Raw genomic sequence first — 18,671 nt, 5'->3', positions numbered from 1 at the left:
AGAAAGGTCAAACTGCCTCGGCGGAGGGCGCGAGGGCGGCGTCGGCCCGGCGCGCGGAGATGTCGCCGGCGTCTATCCAGCCGCGCTGGGCGGCGATGACGCCGGCCTGGAAGCGGCTGCGTGCGTCGAGGCGTTCCATCAATTCGGCCGACTTGCGCTTGATGGTGCGCAGGGAGAGACCCATCCTGCGGGCGGCCATCTCGTCGGTGCTGCCGCCGGCGAGGAGCCGGGACAGTTCGCGCAGCTGAGGGTCGAGGTCGGTGTCGTCGCACGCGGGTGCCTGCCCGATGGGAGTCGCGGTGGACCAGGTCTGTGCGAACAATTCGTAGATGGCGGCGACGATGCCCGGTGCATGCACCTCCTGGGCGCCTTTGCTGCTGTCGGTCGGATCGAGGGGCAGCAGCGCGGTCCGCCGGTCGAAGATGACGAGCAGCATCGGCAGGGTGGGCGCCGTGCGGAGTTCGGCGCCCATACCGGTCATCCAGGTCGCGTACTCCAGCAGCAACGGGTTGTGCCGGTGACTGTCCTGATACACGGCGCGGACGGCCACGCCGCGTTCCAGCATCCGCTGGTTGAGCGGCCGGCTGGCGCTCTTGCCCGCCGGGGTATGCGCCGCGTGCGGGTTGAGCGACACGCATTCCACCCTGGTGGAAGCGGCGAGATCCTCGAGGCGGCCGCGGACCGTATCCACGCCGGCCCATCTGGTGATCTGCTCGCGGTCGCGGGCCTCCTCATGCGCGGTGGCCAGGGACATCATGACTGCGCGGGTGGCCTCGAGCTGGAGTTGCCTCTCCGCGACCTCCGCTTCCGCGCGAGCGATCAGCGACGCGAGGCCGACGGTGGGTCCGACGGTGCGTAACCCGGCGCTGTCGTCGCCGAGGACGACCAGGGACAGGTCGATGAGTTCGTCGAGCGTGGCCCGGACCACATCTTCGGGCATGTCCATGTAGGTGGCGAGCTGCGGTAGTTCCAGGTGTGGCGCGCTGAGCATTGCCAGGTAGACAACCTCCGCGTCCGCGGACAGCCCGATGGCATCCAACATGGCTTTGCCCCTCCCCCGAGTCACGGCATAGCGCAACAAGTATGTGGATCAGGCCGCGCGCGAGCAAGGCCCGGACCGCGGGGTGTCACTAAGGTGCCAGGGCACCTTCGCGCCCGATCCGATCCATCGACTTCTCCCCGACGGTGCCGCATTGTTGTCTTCGGCAGGGAAACGGCGACACGGAACGAACGATTCATTCTGTCGCTAATCAACGAATGCGTACAACGGGAGGAGTCTGCCATGAACAAGGCGATCACCAAGGCGGTTTCCGTGGCGGGGCCGGCCCTGGCCTCGACGATGCTCGCTTTGATCGTGTCGTCCTCGCCGGCGGGCGTCGAGCAAGAGCCCGGCGGTCACGGTCCGGCCGTGACCGTCCTCGCCGGCGGGGCGGAGTGGGCGTGAACCAGGCCGGCACCCGGTGGATCCTGCTCTGCGGGTTCCGGGTCCACGGCCCGCTCCGACGGCGCGGCGAGGCGCCTGAACAGGTACTGGCCGAGGAATTCGCGGCCCGGCTTTGGCAACGGTCCACCGAGGAGGACCGGGTACAGCACATTCGGGTCCGCGTACCGGATCCGCCCCCGACCGGGTCGCCGGAACCGGGCACCGACCCTCAGGAATTCCGGCTGGACGTCGGGATCCTGCTGATGGCCGAAAGTGACGACAAGGCCCGCGCCGTGGGTGCCCGACTTTGCAGCGGGGCCCTGGCCTCCAGTCCGGACACCGTCGGTTGGGCCTTGCAGCCGCTGTTCTAGCCCCTATCCACCTCCCCTTAGTGAATACGAGACTCCCTGATTCCGGGCGCATGTCACCGCAGCTTCTAAAAGAATTCGACCCCTCGAAAGGACCCGAAGAAATGTTTCGACGCTCTGCCATTTCATCCGGCACCGCCGGGCCGGCCCGCGCACCGCGACGGTTCGGGCGCAAAATGCTGGCCACCACCCTGGCCGCGGTCGGCAGCCTCAGCCTGGTCGCCAGCCCCGCCGCCGCGGCCCCCAGCCGCCAGAAGATCGTCGATGCGGTCAAGGCCCAACTCGGCGGCACCGCCTGCAACCCCGGCTACTTCCACAGCTGCGGCAGGGCCTGGTGCGCCGAGTTCGCCCGCTGGGGCTGGTCGGAAGGCGGCGTGACCGACCTGCAAGGCCTGGACGCCTGGGCCCAGTCCTTCAAGTCCTATGGGCAGGACCGCAGCCTTTACCACTCCCGCGGCAGCAGCTACACGCCTCAGCCCGGTGACGCCATCGTCTTCGACTGGAACCACGACCCCGATGACGACCACCCCATCGATCACGTCGCCATCGTCACCAGCGCCACCTCCACGCAGGTACGCACGATCGGCGGCAACCAGACCTCCCAGAGCAAGGTGAGCCGCTCCAGCTACTCCCGCACCAACACGGACATCATCGGCTACGTCACCCCCGCCGGGCTTGGCAGCAGCCAGCCTGAGCCCGAACAGCCGGCCGATGAGCCCATGATCCGCCACAGCGTCACCGGTGACTCCTTCGCCGACCTGGTCGCCCGCACCACCGACGGCAGCCTCCTGCTCTACGCCAACAACTTCATCCGCGACGACGGCGTCCCCTACAGCGCCAACCGCCAGATCGGCAGCGGCTGGAACAACTTCGACCAGCTCGTGAACGCCGACGTCACCGGCGACGGCTACACCGACCTGGTCGGCCGCAAGACCGACGGCACGCTGTGGCTCTACCCGAACAACATCGAACGCGACAACGGCGTGCCGTACTCCAGCTCCTCCGCCCGGCAGATCGGCAGCGGCTGGAACAACTTCAACACCATCATCGGCGCCGACGTCACCGGCGACGGCTTCACCGACCTGGTGGCCCGCAAGGCCGACGGCACCCTGTGGCTCTACGCCAACAACATCGTCCGCGACAACGGCGTGCCCTACAGCGCCGGCCGCCAGATCGGCAGCGGCTGGGGTGGCTTCACCGCCATCCTCGGCGCCGACGTCACCGGCGACGGCTTCACCGACCTGGTGGTCCGCAAGGCCGACGGCACCCTGTGGCTGTACTCCAACAACATCGTCCGCGACAACGGCGTCCCGTACAGCAGCACCAGCCTCCGGCAGATCGGCAGCGGCTGGAGCACCATCGACGTGACCGCGGCCGACGTCACCGGCGACGGCTACACCGACCTGGTCGGCCGCAAGACCGACGGCACGCTGTGGCTCTACCCGAACAACATCGAACGCGACAACGGCGTCCCGTACTCCAGCTCCGACGCCCGGCAGATCGGCAACGGCTGGAACAACTTCAACACCATCATCTGACAACGCCCGCACGGTTGCCGGGATCCTCGACGAGGGTCCCGGCAACTACACGTTCAGCAGGTTGCCCGTCCCGGTCCACTTCTTGACCAGGCGGGTACGCCGCTGGACCTTGCCGTGCACCCGTACGCGATAGCTCCGCTTCACCTTGCGCAGCGTCTGCCAGGCGGCGATGCGGCGGTTCACGCCGTTCTTCTTGACGATGGCCGTGCGCAGCTTCCAGGTCCGGCATTCGGTCCGGTGGCGCTTCTTGCCCTTGACGAAGAACTTCTGGCGCAGGCAGCGGAACGTCGACCTCGCCCGGTACGGGTTGGGCCCGGTGTCGCCGGAGATCTGGAAGACCGGCGCCATCGACCGGTACCAGTTGTAGGCCATCTTCGAGTAGCCGAAGTCGTTCGGGTGGCGCAGGTCGTGCAGGTCGATGCCCGCGACCGTGGACTGGTCGACCACCTTGATCAACGGGTCGTCCTTCTCCGCGACCATTGCCGGGATGAGCTCGTTGAAGCGGCCGTCCGCCGCGCGTTCCCGCGGTACCCGCGAGGTGACGATCTGCGCGACGAAGATGTGCGCCTCGGGCCGCGCGGCCCGGATCTGGTCGATCATCGCGGAGAGCCTGCGGGCGGTCGCGCCCGGGCTCTTCCCCTGAGTGATGTCGTTCGTGCCGGCGTGCACCAGAACGACGTCGGGGCGCGACTCGGCCAGCCAGCCGTCGAGCTTCGCCGACAGCTCTTCGATGGTCCAGCCGCCGTGACCCTCGTGCTGGGAGTCGGTGCCGTTGGCGGGGTCCTGCGAGCCGACGTAGTCGATCTGCAGGCCGGCCTTGAGTAGGCGGTACGCCAGACCGATCCGGTACGACGTGCGCGTCGCCCCGCCGGTGCCGACGGTGATCGAGTCGCCGAGCGGCATGACGCGCATCGCGGTGAAGCCGGCGGCCTTGGCCTCGGTGCTCCCGGCCGGGGGCCCGGGCTCTGCCTTCGCCGCCCCCGCGGTGCCGAGACCCGCGACCAGGCCGGCGGCGACTGCGCTGGTCAGCGCCCTGAAGCCCACGCGGCGGACGCCCACCCACCTCTGCGCAGCAGATCCCACGACTGCCCCCCAAGCCACCGGCACGACCTTCGAAGGATCGGGTGCCGGCCGGGTCAGCTGAGACCCTTCGGGTAGCCGTGGGTTGTGATCGAGTTGCAGCCGGGTTTCACGACTTGGCCAACGTCATTACGCTGCCCGAGCCGACGCGAGAACGGTTCGCGCGGCGTACACGGGGGAGGTTCCATTGTCACGTCCACAATGGCTGGCCGGGGTCGGTCTGGCCCTGCTCGCCACCGTCTCGATCGGCGCTCTTGCGGCGCCCGCGCAGGCCGCCGGCACCGGCAAGGCCTACGTACAGAGCGGCGGCAAGGTCTGGTACAAGGCGGCCACCGGAAAGACCAACAAGGTCGTCATCACGCTTTCCGGCAACACCGTGACGATCGACGACAGGGTCGCGATCAAGGCGGGTACCGGCTGTAAGAAGGTCAAGGGCGACAAGACCAAGGTCCGCTGCACCGCCAAGGCCAAGCTGGTCAGCGTCCGCGTCTACCTGCGCGACGGCAACGACACCCTGGTGAACAAGTCCAAGCTGACCGCGGCCGCCGACGGCGGCAGCGGCAAGGACACGCTCACCGGCGGGCCGGGCCGGGACACCCTCTGGGGTGGCGCCGGGGCGGACGTCCTGCGCGGGCTCGGCGGCATCGACTTCATACACGGCGACGTCTCCAACGCCGGCGCCACCGGCGGAGACATCCGCACCGAGGGCGGCAACGACGTCATCTACGGCGGTGACGGCAACGACTACATCGAGGCGAACGCCGGCACCAACAAGGTGTACGGCGAGGCCGGCAACGACGAGATCCACGGCAGCGACCGGGCCGACATCCTGTCCGGAGGCAGCGGAAACGACAGCTTCTGGGACTACGGCGGCGACGACAAGATCTACGGAGGCACCGGAAACGACACCCTCCGCGGCGGCCCCGGCAACGACCACCTGTACGGCGACGCCGGGAACGACACCCTCCTGGGCGAGCGCGGCACCGACAAGCTGTACGGCGGAACCGGCGACGACGAGCTCTCCGGTGCCGACGCCGACACCACCGGAGCCGCCGACCACCTCGACGGCGGCGCGAACGGCACCGCCGGGGACGGCTGCGCCGTGCTGGAGAACGACGTCGCGGTGAACTGCGAGCGCTGATCCGGCTTGATTCAGGGGAGGTCCGATCCGGGCCTCCCCTCTTCTTTCGGTCGGCGCGTGCCACACCGCTTCTTCGGCCGGGCCGCTAGCGACATCAGGCAATCACCGATGTGCTCGGCGGCCTGCCAGCAGTCTCACTCCAGACCGCCTGCCCTCGCGGACCAGTCCAGGCCGATGCTGCATCGGATCAATGGAGGATGGGTCGGTAGATGAGCTCCTGGATGTGATCGTCGAGCGTCCGGTGCTCGATCAGCTCCAGGTCGAAGTCGGCCGCACCCTGGAAGATCGGCTCCAGTCCGCTCCGGCCGGTGATGACAGGGAAGAGCGTCACCTGCACACGGTCGACGAGGCCGGCGGCCATCAGCGACCGGTTCAACGAGAGGCTGCCGTGCGAGCGCAACGGCACCTCGGACTGCTCCTTGAGCCGGGCGACGACGTCGACGGCGTCACCGCTCACGACGGTCGCGTCCGGCCAGTCGAGGGGCTCTTCGAGCGTCGTCGACACCACCGTTGCCGGCATGTTCCACATCCGGGTGACCCACGGGTCACGCACCTCGGATTCCTCGGTGCTCGAGGCCAGCAGCCGCGTGAATGTCCGGTAGGTGTTCGCGCCGAAGACCATCCGCTGCTTTGTGCCGTACCAGGAGAGGCGGTGTTCGAGCAGCTCGGGGCCTTGCTTACCCCAGTAGCCCGTCCAGTCGCCGCCGGCGGCGGCGTAGCCGTCGAGGCTGGAAAAGACATCGAAGGTGTAGGTCGCGGCCATGTCGTTCTCCCTGGCGTCTGCGTGCGGCCGCCCCTCGGGCGGCCTCTCATCCCCTCTACGAATGCCGCGGCCTTGATTCGACACGTTCCGCTGAGATTTCTCCGAGAGTTCGCACACCGCGGAGATGCGCGGCTGCCGGTGTACGGGCCCGGCCCGGTCACCGTGACGATCGACGGGAGCGCGCATCACGTGGCCGCGTTGGGGCGGATCAGCCGCCGGGAGGGGTCGACATTCAGCATCACGAAGTCGACCCCGACCTCGCACTCCACCGGCTGGTCATGTCGCCCGGACATCAGAGCGAGAGGCAGCGGCAGCCGACGGGACGGTACCAAGATCGTGCGCTTTTCCGAGCATTACAGGTCCGGGGAACCGACAACAACAACGGCCGGTCAGATCCGCCGTCGAGGGACACGGCTACGCCTGACCGACCAGCAGTGCCGACCTGAAAACCGAATGGTTGACACACGGTGAGCCGTACGCAACGGTGCGCATTTCAACGCCGAGACTCGTGCAGCGTCCGGGTTCGGGCTGAGCCCGGACGCACCATCAGTCCACGGTCAGCCCAGCATGGAGTCCACTGATGACCTACCCTCCGCACCCGGCAGCCTTGACCTCCGAGCCGGTTGAAACGGTTGCCGCAGCGTCGCCGAAAAGAAGCCGAAAGGCGTGGATCATCGCTGGAGCTGCAGTGGTGGTTGTCCTGGTTGGAGCAGGCGTCGCTGCCGTCATCAACGACGCCGCGAAGCCGTCGCCGCTCGAGGCCGCCCAAAATGCTTGCGACCCTGACCACGGCGGCACCCAGTTGGCCGACGATGGTCACACCTTGATCATCGACTCGCAGGGGAAGGAACTCGGTTCCGGCAGCCTCACGTTCATAGAGCTTCTCTGCCTGCAGACCGAGCTGCACATGACTCAGGCCGTAGCCGCACACATGGGCGACACTCGGGCTCTTGACGGTCGGCAAGAAGACTCCTGGGAGGGGTTCACCGCGTCGTGGACCTATCACCCTGACAGCGGCTTGGACGCGATCATCCGCACCGTCTGACCGAATATGACGTGGAAGGCCCCGAGCTCGCACACAGCTCCGGGGCCTTCGTCATCCACATTGCTTGTCAGGCTCGAGCACGGTGGCCTTGTCTTGAGGAATCGAGCAAACCGGCCGACCGGTGCAAGGCTTACCCGCTGCCGGCCCGCGACGCGTGCGACGTCGCCGTGGGCCGCAGAGGGGCAAAGGGAGGCGGGAGGCTGAAGTCAAGGCCGCTCGGCTTCGAGAGAACAGACCCGTGAAGGAGGCAGGCGGCTCCGATGATCTCGACGCCGAGCAGGTGACCGTCGGCGTCGAAGGCGAGCACGATGTCCCCCTTGCCGTCGCGCTCGACGACGACATTCTCGATCGCAGCACCAGGCGAGATCTCGTCCTCGATGTAGAAGTAGGCCGCGTTGGCCTCGTTCGCGAGATTGGGGCTTTACTGACAAAGCCACCGCGTCGGCGTCAGGGTCGAATGTCATCCGCATGAGCCAATTCGAGCATGCCAGGGGCGTCGGCCGAGGGCGGACAGCGGTCGGCCGGGCGTGTGGCCGGCGGCAGAGGGGACGGCAGCTGGCGAGGATCCTGCGTGCGATAAGGAGCGGCAAATGGCGGCCGACAGAGGTGATCAACGGTGCCGAGGAGGATGGCTGCGAGACCCTGGACAGCAGAACGCCCACCGTGCGTTTCCGCAGGTGGGCGGTGCTCAAAGCCCGGCGAGAGGCTTGGTGGCCAGGGGCGGGGTCGAACCGCCGACCTTCCGATTTTCAGTCACGCACATTTCCGCAGGTCAGACGGCTCCAAGTGGCCGCCGTGCGATCCAGCGTGCGATTAGCTGCGCATGGTGATGTGACGGGGCAGCCGTGCGACGTCACCGTGTGCGGCGAGATCCGAGAGGGCGTTGGCGATCTCCCGGTCACGTCCGTCGACCGCGTGCAGGTAACGGCGGGCGGCGGCCATGGTCGAGTGCCCAAGCCGCTTCATCAGATCCGCGAGCGTCGCCCCCGTCTGAGCGGCCAGCGTCTGCCCCGTGTGGCGCAGGTCGTGGAACGTCATGTCGATACCGACCTTCCCGCGTGCTCGGACGAACGCCTGATACAGGGTGTTGCCCCGTAGCGGCCCGTCGTCGCGGCTGACGAACAGACGCTCCTTTCCGGCGTACTCGTCCAGATGCAGCCGCACCAGCGGCATGACGTGCGGCGGGATGGTGATGGTGCGTTTGCCTGCTTCCGATTTCGGATCCTTGTCATGCGCCCGGCCTGATGCGTGAAGCGGCTCGACACGATTCTTCCGGACGGTGATCGTGTGATTGGTCAGGTCCACGTCAGCGACGCGGAGCCCGCCGATTTCTCCGCGCCGAAGGCCGCACCAGGCGGCGATGAGAACGGCGGTGCGGTAGCGGGGCGTGATCGCCTCCACCAGGGCGACGACCTCGGCGGGGGTCGCCACTGGCCGCTCGACCGACTTGACGGTGCCGGCCCCAGGGATCTGGCAAGGGTTGCGGCCGATGATGCCATCGCGGACCGCCGTGTTCATGACCATGCGCATGAACCGGTAGGACTGCGAGATGGAGGTACGCCCACCATCGCCTCGCAGAGCTGCGGCGTGCCAATGCCTGACGGTGGCCGGGCTGATCGTCCGAAGCGGCACGTCGAGCAGCGGGGCCAAGTGCAGCCGCATGTTGCGTTCGCATGTCTCCCGCCACCGGACGCCGATCTTCGGACTGTCTCTCAGGACGGCGCGAGCGTAGTTGCCGAACGATTCCGCGCCGGCACGATCGTCAAGCCATGTCCCTCGCGAGATGTCGGCCTCGACCAGGGCAAGCCACCGGTTGGCGTCCGTCTTGGTGCGGAACGTGTCCGGCGCGGTCTGGCGCACGGTGCTGCCGGGCGGGATGAATGACGCCTGGTAGCGGCCCGACGGCAGCTTGCGGACGTATCCGAATTGGCGACGCTTGGCCATCACGCCACCGCCTTACCGGCCGACCATGACACGGTGACCGGCTCAACACGACCGGCAGCGACGAACGCCTCTACGTCGCGTCGGTAGAACCGCACGAACTTGCCGACCTTGTGGAATGGGATGCGCCGCTCTGCCACCAGGCGCCGTACGAACCGCACTTCCACCTTGAGCAGGAGGGCAAGATCAGCTACGGTCAGCAGCTCATCAGTCACGGGGACGCTCCTCACTGTCGACGGTCTTCGGCGCTGTTGCCGTTGCCGAAACATCGGGTGGCGGCCCGTTCGCGGTGCGCTGCCGAGCGGCGTTGAGCTGGACACGGCGCTGGATGCGCTGACTCACCGCGCGTAGGAGGCGAAGTTCCAGGGGTGGTAGGTCGGGGTCGCCCGGTCGGGCCATCTCCCAGGCGAACGGTGATGGTGCGGCCTGCTGGTGATCCGCCGAGGGTGCATCGTCGGCGCTGACGGTGACGCCGAGCAGTGCTTTGACCCAGGCGTGCGCGTCGGCGCGGTGGTCACGCAGGGTCTTGCCGGACCAGTTGCGCGAGACCAGAATGCGGCGCCCGCCGATGCCGAGGGTGCTCCTCTGGTGGACGCGGCCCTTGCAGTTTCCGGGCCGGAGTTTGCCGGTCGCGTTCTTCGGTTGGACGCCATACAGCAGCCAGTTCGCGCACCGATCCGAGCAGGGCGTGATGCGCAGTTCGCGCCAGAGACGGTCGGCGTGGTCGCGTTGCGGGTCGCTGATGTGGTCGTGGCACTCCGCGGCGGCTTTGGTGACGTACTTGGTGATGTAGCCGATGGTCCGTTCGACGTCCTTGCCGCCGGGGTCGACGCCTTTGGCCTTGACCTGCGGGCCGAACCGTACGACGTGCGCCGGCTCGGCGTCGGGGTCGTCATCGATGGTGTCGAGCGCATCCGCCCAGCTGGGTAGCGCAGCGCCGGTGTCCGGATCGATCCACGTCTCGGTGTCCGGGTCGAAGGTCGGAGGCCGGTCGGGCGCGTACGTCAGCCGGTCGGCGTCCGGCCACCACACCTGGTGATAGGTCGCGCTGGAGACCTTTTCGAGCAGGGCGCGGGAGATGGTGCCCCGGATGGCGAAGTGCGCGTGCGGCGCGAGCCTGCGTTGCGGCTCGACGCAGCCCGCGTACTGGACGTTCCAGCCGACGGCCCGCCGTAGGTTCTGCCACATGCGGTCGAGCAGCCGGGGGAAGTGGACGGCGTCCCATGCCGCCCGCCGGTAGTCGTACGTGTTCGGGTTGACCGGCGTGCCGAGTAGCGGGTCATCGTCGCTGTGCCGGCGTCGGCACGGGCAGGGCCGACTCTGGGGGACGGAGTGGACCGGACCGTAGGTGTCGAGGGTCAGGGTCAGCCACATCGAGGGTTGGTGCGTGCTGCCGTCGCGGCCGATGTAGGTGCGGCCGACGGTGCGTGGTTCGACCTTCTGCCGGGGCAGGTCGGGTACGTCCTGGCGACGCCGGGTGGACCGGACCCGGCGCGTCCGGTCGGCGTCGCCCGGGTCGTCATCGTCGCCGAGGGTGCCGTGAGGCGGTGCGACCCGGCCGCGCAGTCCCTCAGCGGCGATGGCCGCTTCCACTTCCGTGATGGCTTCGTCCAGCTCGGTGACCTGGTCCCACTCGGCGCCCTGTTCGGCCTGTGCGCGGTAGAACTCGAAGTGTGCCCGCAGCGAGAGCAGCGCTATCTGGTCGTCGGTGGCGGCGGCCGGCGGGGGTAGCGGTTCCTCGGTACGGTGCCAGCCTTCCCGGATCTGCACCTGCCGGTAGTGCCGTGCCCGTTTGGCGCAGGGCGGGCACTTCGCTTCCAGGGTGGCGCCGCACGGTAGGTCGATCAGTTCGGTGGCGCCGGTGGTCAGATCGGTACGGCGCAAGGAGACAGGGCGGATGCAGACGCCATGGTCGATGGCGAGGTTCTTGAGCGCGTCGACGGCCCGGGGCAGGGCGAGGCGAGCGGCACGAGAACCGGGGCGAGGGGCGGTCTCTACGGCCAGGGTGGGTGCGGTCACCGGTTGTTCGCCTCCGGGGTGAGGGCGTTGCCGTTGCGTCGGGTGAAGGCGCCGGCCGGAACGGGTACGACGGCAGTTGCGATCCGTGCCGAAGGCACCGGTTCCGGTTCGGCCTGCGGTTCGATGCCGACCGGCAGGACAGGGGGCTCCACGGACGGAGGCGTGCTGTCGGCCGAGGTGGCGAAGACGAGCTTGACCAGTGCCATGAACGCCAGCGCAGGTACGGCGGACAGCAGCCAGCCGGACGGACTACGCGAAGCGACGGCGAGTTGCGCGGCCAGTGACAGCGCCGCCGAGGCGAGCAGCAGCACGACCGGGTAGGCGATCGACGCCCCAGAACGGCGCCGACGGCGGATCGTGAGGAACGCCGCCACCGGCACCAGTTCGGAGATGACCGCGTTGACCCAGCCGAACGCGCTCGGCGTACCGGCCGGGACGTGCCGCATGGTCCAGTCGTGTACGTGGGTGAACGACGCCCACCCGGCCGCGATCGCGACGACGGCGAGGATCAGTGCGAGAAGGGCAGACTCGACCCGCTCACCGGTTGACGTGTTGCTCATGCGGCGCCGCCTTCGACGGGTTCGCCGTCGATGACCTGGAGCCGGCTGTAAATGGCGGCCATGTCGCGGATCTCGTCGTCGTCCAGGAAGGAGAAGCGGACCCGCATCGGGGTGGGGTCGCCGTCGAGGACGACGTACCCGACACCCGGTGTGGTCTGCGGGATGCGGTCGCTGAGGGCGCCTCGGTCGCGCATCCCGTCGCCGAGGACCATGTCGACCTCGCCCGGCTCGGAGAGCCGCAGCGCGATCCGGGTCGGGAATAGCCCTCGCGCCGGAAGGACCTCTTTGCGCGGGTCCTGGATCGCGGCGACGACGTGCACGCCGACCGCCCGGCCCTGGGACAGCACGATCCCGAGCGATGCCTTGATCCGATCTTTGAGCTGCCGGTCGGTCAGGTACGCGGTGAGGTTCGCCAACTCGTCGATGATCAGCACAATCAGCGGTTCCGCCGGGGTCGGCTGGTGCTGGCGGGTAAGGCCCTTAAGCCGCGCGGCCCGGCTCTGGGCCTCGCGGGCGGCTTCTTCGAGCATGGCCGCCATCGCGGCGAAGTCCTTGCTGGCGAAGCGGTCGAACAGCGGCAGCCCGATCCCGAGTTCCATGCCGCCCTTGGGGTCGAGGCCCCAGAGCTTGACCAGGCCGGTACCGACGCCACCTGCCAGGGAGCGCACGATCGACCAGATCACCGAGCCCTTGCCCGACCCGGTCGCCCCGACGATGAGCACCTGAGTACCGAACAGCCGCAGGTCGAAGACATCGCCGTCTTCCTGCCGGGCCACCGGCAGCGCGGTGAAGTCCGGTACGGCGGTGGTCGGGAACGGCGTCACCGTCTTGGTCAGCGGGTCGCCGCGGAGCAGGACCAACACCACTGTGCCGAATGACGGTCCGGGCATTGCCTTGACCTGCCGGACGCCGAAGGTGTGCGCGAGGCGTTCGGCGACCTTGCCGAAGTCGTCCGGGATCTGCCCGGTGACCATCCGCACGAGCACGATGTCAGCGCCGGGACGGCACCGGACCCGCTTGAGGATTGGCAGCACCGTGTGCCGGTCGAACGACACGGCGAGTTTCGCGGTGACCATCGCGGCCTGCCAGCGACGCCGATAGGTCCAGCGCCGGACTCGGGCGAGGATCGGGTACCAGCCGAAGCGCAGGAACGACGGGCGATGCCCGAAGCCCCAACCGGTCGCCGCAGCAGCGATCCCGCCGACCGTCGAGGCCGGGCCGACCCAGCCGTACTCGGCGTGGAGCCACAGCAGACCCGTGGCGGGACCGGTCGCCCACCAGTACCGCACGTAGGTCTCGACCAGCCAGGCCACGGCCTTGATTGCCTGCCACATCACGAGAAGCCAGATGGGCAGTCGCAGCACCGGCGTGCGAACGGTGAACGGCGCGGTCGGGATCGCCTCGCCCTGGATCACATTGATCAGCGGCATCCCCGAGCCCCCGTCCGGTACTCGCCGTCGAAACGGTCGAGGTCAGCGAGGAACTGGCGGATGTTGTCCAGGCGCTCGGCATCGCTGCGGTGTGCCATGTCGGCCCATGCCTTGATCCGGCCCAGGGTCTCGGCGTACCGATGAGCGATCTCCCAAACGTCCGGCGCAGGCCGCGCGTCCGTCACGATCGGCCGGTCGCAGCCGGGGCACTTGTCGGCGTTGGGCAACAGCGCGGCGAGCAGACCGCAGCCGCCGCAGGTGCGCCAGACAGCGCCGTCCCGCGTCGTGATCCGGGCAGCGTCATTTACTGTGGGCATCACAGCCCCTTCCCTTCGCAGGTAGGTGGGTTGAGCGCCGGGGCGGGGAGAACTTCTTGGCGGTTGTTGGCCCCGCCCCCGACGCGTCGAAGATCAGGCAGCTTTGGCCGGCTTGGCGGCGGACTGCGGAGCGGTCATCTCGGTGGCGCGGATCGACCACGCCTGCCGCGCACGGCACTTCGCGCCGTTGCCCTTGCACTTCTGCGAGTCCACGTACGGCGTCAACGTGACGCCGGTGAACTCCACCATCGGCGGGTAGCCCGGCACCATCGACGCGGGCGGAACCGGTTGATGTGCCGCGATGACCTTGACTTTGAACTCCTTCGAGGCGCCGAACTTGCCCGCCTCCGGGTCCAGGTCGAGGACCTTGACCAGCCAGATCCGCTCGCCGGTCTCCTTGTCGCGCATCTGGTCGTCGCCTTGGCCCCGCTTGTCGAAGTCCGTCGCTGGCTCTACGCCGAGGCACAGCGCACCGTGTGGCGCGACGTACTCCCACGGCACCGGAACCTTGATCGAGTTGGGAATCACTGAAGTGGCCTCCTCCGCCAAAACTTGGTTACTTGACTAACCAAGTTGGCCCAAAGCTAGCACATGACTTACTTGGCTAGTCATGTTTAGTCATGCCGGAATTAGCGGAGTTTGAAGGCCTCTCTGAGGCCTTCGGCGGGGACCGGGATCACGACGTCGACCACGAGCAGGGGATGACCGGCAACATTGCGGACCACGAGCAGGCTCGCGAGTACCGAGGCCCTCCGGCCAAGTGTCAGCAGCGTCGACTCCCGCGCTGAGGCCGTACGCAGGGAAAGACGTTCCACGACGTCCATCGCGACGAGTCGCCGTCTCCGTTCCAAGTGGTCCAACGCCCCCTCGCGGAGTAGGTGCGGAAGGTGGAACGCCGTGCCGCTGGACGCCACCGCCGGGAGGTAGACGGTGTTGAGCATCGGCCAGTTCATCCCGGTCGCCGGGAAATGCCGCTGCCGGGCGATGACCGGCTCGGCAACCGGGATGGACAGCATCGCGGCGATCCGCGCGGAGGCCGGCGCGCGCCCCGCCCCGATCAGGGTCGCGTCGGGTGCCTCAACCGAGTGCAGCGCGGCGCGGATCCGCCCAGGTGGTTGCGACGCGAGCGCCGCGGGCCGGCCGAGGACCACGCGGCCTTTGCCCTGGACGCCCTCGATATAGCCGAGCTGGCGTAGGTACTCCAGCGAGCGGACCACGGTGGACCGCGATGCGTCGAACTCGCGGACCAACTGCGCCTCGCTGGGCAACATCGCCCCGACCGGGTAGGCGCCGCTGTCGATGCGGTGTTGCAGGGCGCTGGCGATGCTCGCGTACTTCGCGGCTGCGGGTTCGATCGGCACGTTCGTCACCTATGGGCCGGCGGGGCGGTGGGGGAGTGCTGGTCGACGCGTCCGGGCGCTGGCGTTTCGAGGGTGCAGGCCGACACGTGCACCAGGGCTTGCGTCCAGCCGACCGCGTATCCGGAGTCGGCGATCTCGTCGCCTTCGAGCCAGACCCAGAGGCCGCCGTACCACTGCGAGATGTCGAGTCGTACGCGTCGTACCAGTAGGGCAAGGCCGCGATCGCGGTACCGGCAGCGATCGGCGGGGATGCGCATCAGACGCCCGACGAGTTGCCCGGCCGGAACCGGCAGACGGGGCGCGACCGCGATCTGACTCATCACGCCCTCCGTATGCGAGGGCGGGTGACTGTGTTGGTCACCATCGTTCGCCTTGGTTGCGGTGCCGCCACTCGCGGTCGACGGCGGGGAGGCGGCCGGTCATGGCGTAGACCAGGCCGCGGTCGGCGAGTTGCCTGCCCATGCAGGGGTACGTGATAGCTGGCCGACAGCGCAGGCACCACCCGTCCGGGCCGGGCCGATGGTCGGCGAACAGGCGCCGGGAGAGCCGCCATACAAGCGTGTTGACACATCCGGCCGGCGGATCGATTGGCGGGTTCTGGCCGTCGAACGCGGGTAGCGGTTCACTCATGTGCTGACCTCCGCAAGCGCCGTGGACGGCACCGAGGCGGGCGGGGTCGCGGGGGACGTTGCCCAGCACCCACCTCGGTGCCAGCTTCTTCGCGAGCGGCCCGATCGAATGAAAGATCACGATTCGCACCCGTACGCGAATATATATGACTAGCTTGGCTAGTCATATTGACCGTACGGATGTCAGCCTGCCTACGCAAGCAGGACCCCGCCACATTTCCTAACCTGGCTAGCCAGGCTTTACCCTGCTGGAGTGAACGTGGATGCCCGCAGCCTCGATGACCTGGAGCCGGACGATGCGCGCCCGGCCTCCCAGCAGATCGCCAACGTGCTGCGCGCGGCGATCCTCACCCGCAAGTTCGCGCCAGGCGAGCGGCTGCCCTCGCAGAACGACTTGGCCGAGCGCTACGGCGTAGCCCGCGAGACCATCAAATCCGCGCTGCGCATCCTGCGCGAAGACCGCCTGGTCGTCACCCGGCAGGGGAGCGGCGCGTTTGTCCGTGCCCAGACAGAGCGACCGGTCGGCTTACGCCCGCACATCGAAGCCGCGTTCGAGCGGCCACACGTCACCATCGACTTCTCGGGGTTTTCCAGCGAGACCCTGCACGGCGCGATTCAGGAACCACTCGACAAGATCCGTGCGGGCCGGCTCACTCCGGAGTCTGTCGCGATCCGGATCCTGCTGCCGGACCTGAGTCTGCCTACAGTCATCCCGTCGCGGGCGGAACCCGCCGGCGACGACCCGGCCGTACGGGAACGCGCGGCCCGCATCGCCCGCCGCAACACCGAGGCCATCACCGAATCGGTTAGCGAGCTGGGCACGCTCGGGCTGGTCCGCAACGCCACCGTCGAGATCCGCGCCCACGGCACGACCGTGCTGTCCAAGCTCTACATCGTCAACCGCGACGAAGTGTTCTTCGGCTTCTACCCGGTCGTGACCAACACCGTCTCAGTCGACAAACAACCGGTGACGATCTTCGACGTGCTCGGCAAGGACGTCCCGCTGTTCCACTACGCCACCAGCGGCGAAGACGACGACGCCGCAGACCAGTTCGTCGACCAGGCCCGTACCTGGTTCGACAGCGTGTGGACCAGCATCGCCCACGAGTACACCCCATGACCCTCGCCGACCTGGTCGGCCGCGCCCGATGCCTGCTGATCGACTTCGACGGACCTGTCTGCGCCGTCTTCGCCGGTCACCCCGCAGCCACCGTCGCCGCGCACCTGCACGGCATCATCCGCGCCGAGCTCGCCGAGGCCGTGCCGCCGCAACTCGGTGCGCAGAACACTGACCCCCTACAAATCCTGCGCCAGGTCGCCGATCTCGGAGACGACGCGCTGACCCGAACGCTCGCGGACGCCTGCCGCGACGCGGAGGTCACCGCAGTAGCCACCGCAACACCCGCTTCCGGCGCGGACGACGTCATCCGCGCCGCCCACGAATCCGGCCGGCGCGTCGTCATCGTCAGCAACAACGCCGCCGCGGCCATCGAGGCCTATCTCCGCTCCCACGACCTGACCAGGCATGTCCATGCCATCGCCGCACGACACGACGGCATGGATCCGCGCCTGCTCAAGCCTCATCCGTACCTGGTCACACAAGGAATCACTGCGGCGCACGCGCAGCCCGCAAACACCGCGTTCATCGGTGACTCGGTCAGCGACATCGAAGCCGGCCAGGCCGCCGGCATCGCCACCATCGGTTACGCCAACAAGCCCGGCAAACACCAGCGCCTCCGCGACGCCGGAGCCGACACCGTCATCGACACGATGCACGAGGTGGTCACCGCCGTCCACAACGTGGCGACCAGCCCGGCGACATGACCGACGTACCGCCAATACCGGCCGCAGTCCTCGCCAACGTGCAGCAACGCTGGCCGGATGTCGCCGAGTCCTGGGCAGGACGGGCCGGCGCGGAACTCCGTGCCCTCTGTGACCTGTACCAGGCCACACCGCGTGCCGTGCTGCCCGCGCGGTATGGATTCGTGGTCGCAGTCGAAACCCCGGACGGACCGCTCGTTTTGCGCGGAAGCCCTGACCCGCACGGACCCGACCAGGCCGCCGTCGCCACTGCACTCGCCGGCCTAGGGATCTCGCCGACAGTCCGCCAGACCCTGACCTTTGACCACGGCACCTGGACAGTGCTCGACCGGGTGCAGCCAGGAACGTCGCTCTACCAGGCAGACCCTTCCACCGTCAGCCTCGAAGCGCTCTTCGTACCCCTGGCCGCGATGCGCTACCAACCCCCGCCCCACGCCGAGATGCCGTCACTCATCGACTGGCTGCGAAGCCGGCTCGAAGCCGACCATCTCATCGACCTGCGGGCCGGGGCCACCGTCGCACCGCCCGGCGATCGCGAAGCGGCACTGATGGAACTGGCTGAGCTGGCTCGCGACCACACACCAGGGCTGTGCCACGCCGATGCCTCGCTCGGCAACATCATCGCCAGCGGAACATGTGAATGGAAGTACATCGATCCGCGGGGTATGGCCGGCGAATGCGCCTACGACGTCGCCGTACTCGCCATCAGAGTCGCGCGCTTCCGAGACTCCCCAGGCCTCGTCCGGCATGTCGCCAAGCTCGCAGAGGTCGCGCCCGAACGGGTCGAAGCCTGGATGACCATCGCCGACACCGCCCGCGTCTGAGCACTCATCGTTACGTCGGCGGTACAGCGCTGCTACTGCCGGGCTCCTTTGATGCGTTACGGCGCTGCTGCTGTTCAAGCTTTCTATACACCTTTCAAGGCGGCCCGAAGCGGGCCGCTCACTCCGTCGCCGGGGGCAGCGCACCGTCGCCCGCGGGGGATGCGGGCGACGGCACGCTAACCGCTCCCCGTCGACACTCGTGGAGAGCGCAAGAGAGTCGGGCCTGCCGAAGGACTGAGGAAAGTCCGGGGCCGTAGATGGCTGGGCTTACTACGCCTCCGGCGGGGGCGCTCCGGGTGACTGGGGGGCCGTCAGCAGCTTGCGGTCGGTGCGTGGTTTCGCGCCTCTGCGTCCGTCACCCAGCGACCCGGGCAAGCCGAGCAGACCCCGGCCGGCTCCCAGCGGCCTCGC

Annotated in this window: 22 protein-coding genes; 8 read left to right on the top strand and 14 right to left on the bottom strand. The window is 68.3% G+C overall.

The genetic code is table 11. The features are described from left to right. Positions 1 to 7 precede the first annotated feature (7 nt). On the bottom strand, positions 8 to 1,042 hold the full coding sequence (locus AB0B58_RS12345; protein WP_360221926.1) for a helix-turn-helix transcriptional regulator: 1,035 nt from the start codon (positions 1,040 to 1,042) through the stop codon (positions 8 to 10). Positions 1,043 to 1,282: 240 nt separating this feature from the next. On the opposite strand from AB0B58_RS12345, the gene AB0B58_RS12340 reads away from it, so the two are divergent. The 3 genes from AB0B58_RS12340 to AB0B58_RS12330 all read left to right on the top strand — a co-directional run bounded on the left by AB0B58_RS12340 (position 1,283) and on the right by AB0B58_RS12330 (position 3,329). Next, on the top strand, positions 1,283 to 1,444 hold the full coding sequence (locus AB0B58_RS12340; RefSeq protein WP_360221923.1) for a hypothetical protein: 162 nt from the start codon (positions 1,283 to 1,285) through the stop codon (positions 1,442 to 1,444). After that, positions 1,441 to 1,794 carry a hypothetical protein gene (locus AB0B58_RS12335; RefSeq protein WP_360221920.1) on the top strand — a complete coding sequence of 118 codons (354 nt, stop codon included), beginning with the start codon at positions 1,441 to 1,443 and terminating at the stop codon, positions 1,792 to 1,794. Before AB0B58_RS12340 ends, AB0B58_RS12335 begins: the two co-directional genes overlap by 4 nt. Positions 1,795 to 1,967: 173 nt before the next feature. After that, a complete protein-coding gene (locus tag AB0B58_RS12330; RefSeq protein ID WP_360221917.1) occupies positions 1,968 to 3,329 on the top strand; it encodes an FG-GAP-like repeat-containing protein in 1,362 nt (453 codons plus the stop codon). 45 nt (positions 3,330 to 3,374) lie between these two features. Here the strand turns inward: AB0B58_RS12330 and AB0B58_RS12325 are convergent, their stop codons facing one another. Next, on the bottom strand, positions 3,375 to 4,388 hold the full coding sequence (locus AB0B58_RS12325) for an SGNH/GDSL hydrolase family protein (protein WP_360221914.1): 1,014 nt from the start codon (positions 4,386 to 4,388) through the stop codon (positions 3,375 to 3,377). A gap of 208 nt (positions 4,389 to 4,596) precedes the next feature. On the opposite strand from AB0B58_RS12325, the gene AB0B58_RS12320 reads away from it, so the two are divergent. Continuing rightward, complete coding sequence (locus AB0B58_RS12320) at positions 4,597 to 5,550, top strand: calcium-binding protein (RefSeq protein WP_360221911.1); 954 nt, start codon at positions 4,597 to 4,599, stop codon at positions 5,548 to 5,550. 187 nt (positions 5,551 to 5,737) lie between these two features. On the opposite strand, the gene AB0B58_RS12315 is transcribed toward AB0B58_RS12320, so the two are convergent. Then, positions 5,738 to 6,313 (bottom strand): dihydrofolate reductase family protein, encoded by a 576-nt coding sequence (locus AB0B58_RS12315; RefSeq protein WP_360221908.1) that lies wholly within the window; start codon positions 6,311 to 6,313, stop codon positions 5,738 to 5,740. 580 nt (positions 6,314 to 6,893) lie between these two features. On the opposite strand from AB0B58_RS12315, the gene AB0B58_RS12310 reads away from it, so the two are divergent. Next, a complete protein-coding gene (locus tag AB0B58_RS12310; protein WP_360221905.1) occupies positions 6,894 to 7,358 on the top strand; it encodes a hypothetical protein in 465 nt (154 codons plus the stop codon). Between the two features lie 130 nt (positions 7,359 to 7,488). Here AB0B58_RS12310 and AB0B58_RS12305 read toward each other — a convergent pair whose 3' ends face one another. From AB0B58_RS12305 to AB0B58_RS12255, 11 genes are all read right to left on the bottom strand, one after another. Continuing rightward, a complete protein-coding gene (locus AB0B58_RS12305; RefSeq protein WP_360222687.1) occupies positions 7,489 to 7,707 on the bottom strand; it encodes a DUF2283 domain-containing protein in 219 nt (72 codons plus the stop codon). A gap of 464 nt (positions 7,708 to 8,171) precedes the next feature. Then, entirely contained in the window at positions 8,172 to 9,302 is a 1,131-nt protein-coding gene (locus AB0B58_RS12300; protein ID WP_360221902.1) for a site-specific integrase, read from the bottom strand. Further along, entirely contained in the window at positions 9,302 to 9,514 is a 213-nt protein-coding gene (locus AB0B58_RS12295; protein WP_360221900.1) for a helix-turn-helix domain-containing protein, read from the bottom strand. The genes AB0B58_RS12300 and AB0B58_RS12295 overlap by 1 nt, the downstream gene beginning before the upstream one ends. Beyond that, entirely contained in the window at positions 9,507 to 11,318 is a 1,812-nt protein-coding gene (locus AB0B58_RS12290; RefSeq protein ID WP_360221897.1) for a replication initiator, read from the bottom strand. The genes AB0B58_RS12295 and AB0B58_RS12290 overlap by 8 nt, the downstream gene beginning before the upstream one ends. Further along, positions 11,315 to 11,878: a DUF2637 domain-containing protein gene (locus tag AB0B58_RS12285; RefSeq protein ID WP_360221894.1), complete on the bottom strand. Its 564-nt coding sequence runs from the start codon at positions 11,876 to 11,878 to the stop codon at positions 11,315 to 11,317. The genes AB0B58_RS12290 and AB0B58_RS12285 overlap by 4 nt, the downstream gene beginning before the upstream one ends. After that, positions 11,875 to 13,308, bottom strand: coding sequence for an FtsK/SpoIIIE domain-containing protein (locus AB0B58_RS12280; RefSeq protein ID WP_360221891.1), 1,434 nt, complete (start codon positions 13,306 to 13,308; stop codon positions 11,875 to 11,877). Before AB0B58_RS12280 ends, AB0B58_RS12285 begins: the two co-directional genes overlap by 4 nt. Continuing rightward, positions 13,299 to 13,625, bottom strand: a complete 327-nt coding sequence (locus tag AB0B58_RS12275) for a hypothetical protein (protein ID WP_360221888.1) — start codon at positions 13,623 to 13,625, stop codon at positions 13,299 to 13,301. Before AB0B58_RS12275 ends, AB0B58_RS12280 begins: the two co-directional genes overlap by 10 nt. Positions 13,626 to 13,718: 93 nt before the next feature. Beyond that, the gene (locus tag AB0B58_RS12270) at positions 13,719 to 14,153 is read right to left on the bottom strand and encodes a hypothetical protein (protein WP_360221885.1); all 435 of its coding nucleotides are present in this window, start codon (positions 14,151 to 14,153) and stop codon (positions 13,719 to 13,721) included. Positions 14,154 to 14,254: 101 nt separating this feature from the next. Next, entirely contained in the window at positions 14,255 to 14,986 is a 732-nt protein-coding gene (locus tag AB0B58_RS12265) for a GntR family transcriptional regulator (protein WP_360221882.1), read from the bottom strand. Positions 14,987 to 14,991: 5 nt separating this feature from the next. Then, entirely contained in the window at positions 14,992 to 15,306 is a 315-nt protein-coding gene (locus tag AB0B58_RS12260) for a hypothetical protein (RefSeq protein WP_360221879.1), read from the bottom strand. A gap of 37 nt (positions 15,307 to 15,343) precedes the next feature. Then, on the bottom strand, positions 15,344 to 15,616 hold the full coding sequence (locus tag AB0B58_RS12255) for a hypothetical protein (RefSeq protein ID WP_360221876.1): 273 nt from the start codon (positions 15,614 to 15,616) through the stop codon (positions 15,344 to 15,346). A gap of 252 nt (positions 15,617 to 15,868) precedes the next feature. On the opposite strand from AB0B58_RS12255, the gene AB0B58_RS12250 reads away from it, so the two are divergent. The 3 genes from AB0B58_RS12250 to AB0B58_RS12240 are packed head-to-tail and all read left to right on the top strand — an operon-like array spanning position 15,869 to position 18,260. Then, entirely contained in the window at positions 15,869 to 16,735 is an 867-nt protein-coding gene (locus AB0B58_RS12250; protein ID WP_360221873.1) for a winged helix-turn-helix domain-containing protein, read from the top strand. Next, positions 16,732 to 17,439, top strand: coding sequence for an HAD family hydrolase (locus AB0B58_RS12245; protein WP_360221870.1), 708 nt, complete (start codon positions 16,732 to 16,734; stop codon positions 17,437 to 17,439). Before AB0B58_RS12250 ends, AB0B58_RS12245 begins: the two co-directional genes overlap by 4 nt. Then, the gene (locus AB0B58_RS12240) at positions 17,436 to 18,260 is read left to right on the top strand and encodes a phosphotransferase (RefSeq protein WP_360221867.1); all 825 of its coding nucleotides are present in this window, start codon (positions 17,436 to 17,438) and stop codon (positions 18,258 to 18,260) included. The genes AB0B58_RS12245 and AB0B58_RS12240 overlap by 4 nt, the downstream gene beginning before the upstream one ends. The last annotated feature ends 411 nt before the right edge of the window (positions 18,261 to 18,671 follow it).

The organism is Actinoplanes sp. NPDC049118, from assembly GCF_040648555.1.
In the GTDB taxonomy this organism is placed as follows: domain Bacteria; phylum Actinomycetota; class Actinomycetes; order Mycobacteriales; family Micromonosporaceae; genus Actinoplanes.
This window is presented reverse-complemented; position numbering and strand designations above follow the sequence as displayed.

What these genes read in the sequence shown, in the direction of transcription:
- AB0B58_RS12345 (WP_360221926.1), bottom strand. Translation starts at nt 1,042, where the DNA reads ATGTTGGATGCCATCGGGCTGTCCGCGGACGCGGAGGTTGTCTACCTG.
- AB0B58_RS12340 (WP_360221923.1), top strand. Translation starts at nt 1,283, where the DNA reads ATGAACAAGGCGATCACCAAGGCGGTTTCCGTGGCGGGGCCGGCCCTG.
- AB0B58_RS12330 (WP_360221917.1), top strand. Translation starts at nt 1,968, where the DNA reads ATGCTGGCCACCACCCTGGCCGCGGTCGGCAGCCTCAGCCTGGTCGCC.
- AB0B58_RS12315 (WP_360221908.1), bottom strand. Translation starts at nt 6,313, where the DNA reads ATGGCCGCGACCTACACCTTCGATGTCTTTTCCAGCCTCGACGGCTAC.
- AB0B58_RS12310 (WP_360221905.1), top strand. Translation starts at nt 6,894, where the DNA reads ATGACCTACCCTCCGCACCCGGCAGCCTTGACCTCCGAGCCGGTTGAA.
- AB0B58_RS12300 (WP_360221902.1), bottom strand. Translation starts at nt 9,302, where the DNA reads ATGGCCAAGCGTCGCCAATTCGGATACGTCCGCAAGCTGCCGTCGGGC.
- AB0B58_RS12285 (WP_360221894.1), bottom strand. Translation starts at nt 11,878, where the DNA reads ATGAGCAACACGTCAACCGGTGAGCGGGTCGAGTCTGCCCTTCTCGCA.
- AB0B58_RS12280 (WP_360221891.1), bottom strand. Translation starts at nt 13,308, where the DNA reads ATGCCGCTGATCAATGTGATCCAGGGCGAGGCGATCCCGACCGCGCCG.
- AB0B58_RS12275 (WP_360221888.1), bottom strand. Translation starts at nt 13,625, where the DNA reads ATGCCCACAGTAAATGACGCTGCCCGGATCACGACGCGGGACGGCGCT.
- AB0B58_RS12260 (WP_360221879.1), bottom strand. Translation starts at nt 15,306, where the DNA reads ATGAGTCAGATCGCGGTCGCGCCCCGTCTGCCGGTTCCGGCCGGGCAA.
- AB0B58_RS12255 (WP_360221876.1), bottom strand. Translation starts at nt 15,616, where the DNA reads ATGAGTGAACCGCTACCCGCGTTCGACGGCCAGAACCCGCCAATCGAT.
- AB0B58_RS12245 (WP_360221870.1), top strand. Translation starts at nt 16,732, where the DNA reads ATGACCCTCGCCGACCTGGTCGGCCGCGCCCGATGCCTGCTGATCGAC.
- AB0B58_RS12240 (WP_360221867.1), top strand. Translation starts at nt 17,436, where the DNA reads ATGACCGACGTACCGCCAATACCGGCCGCAGTCCTCGCCAACGTGCAG.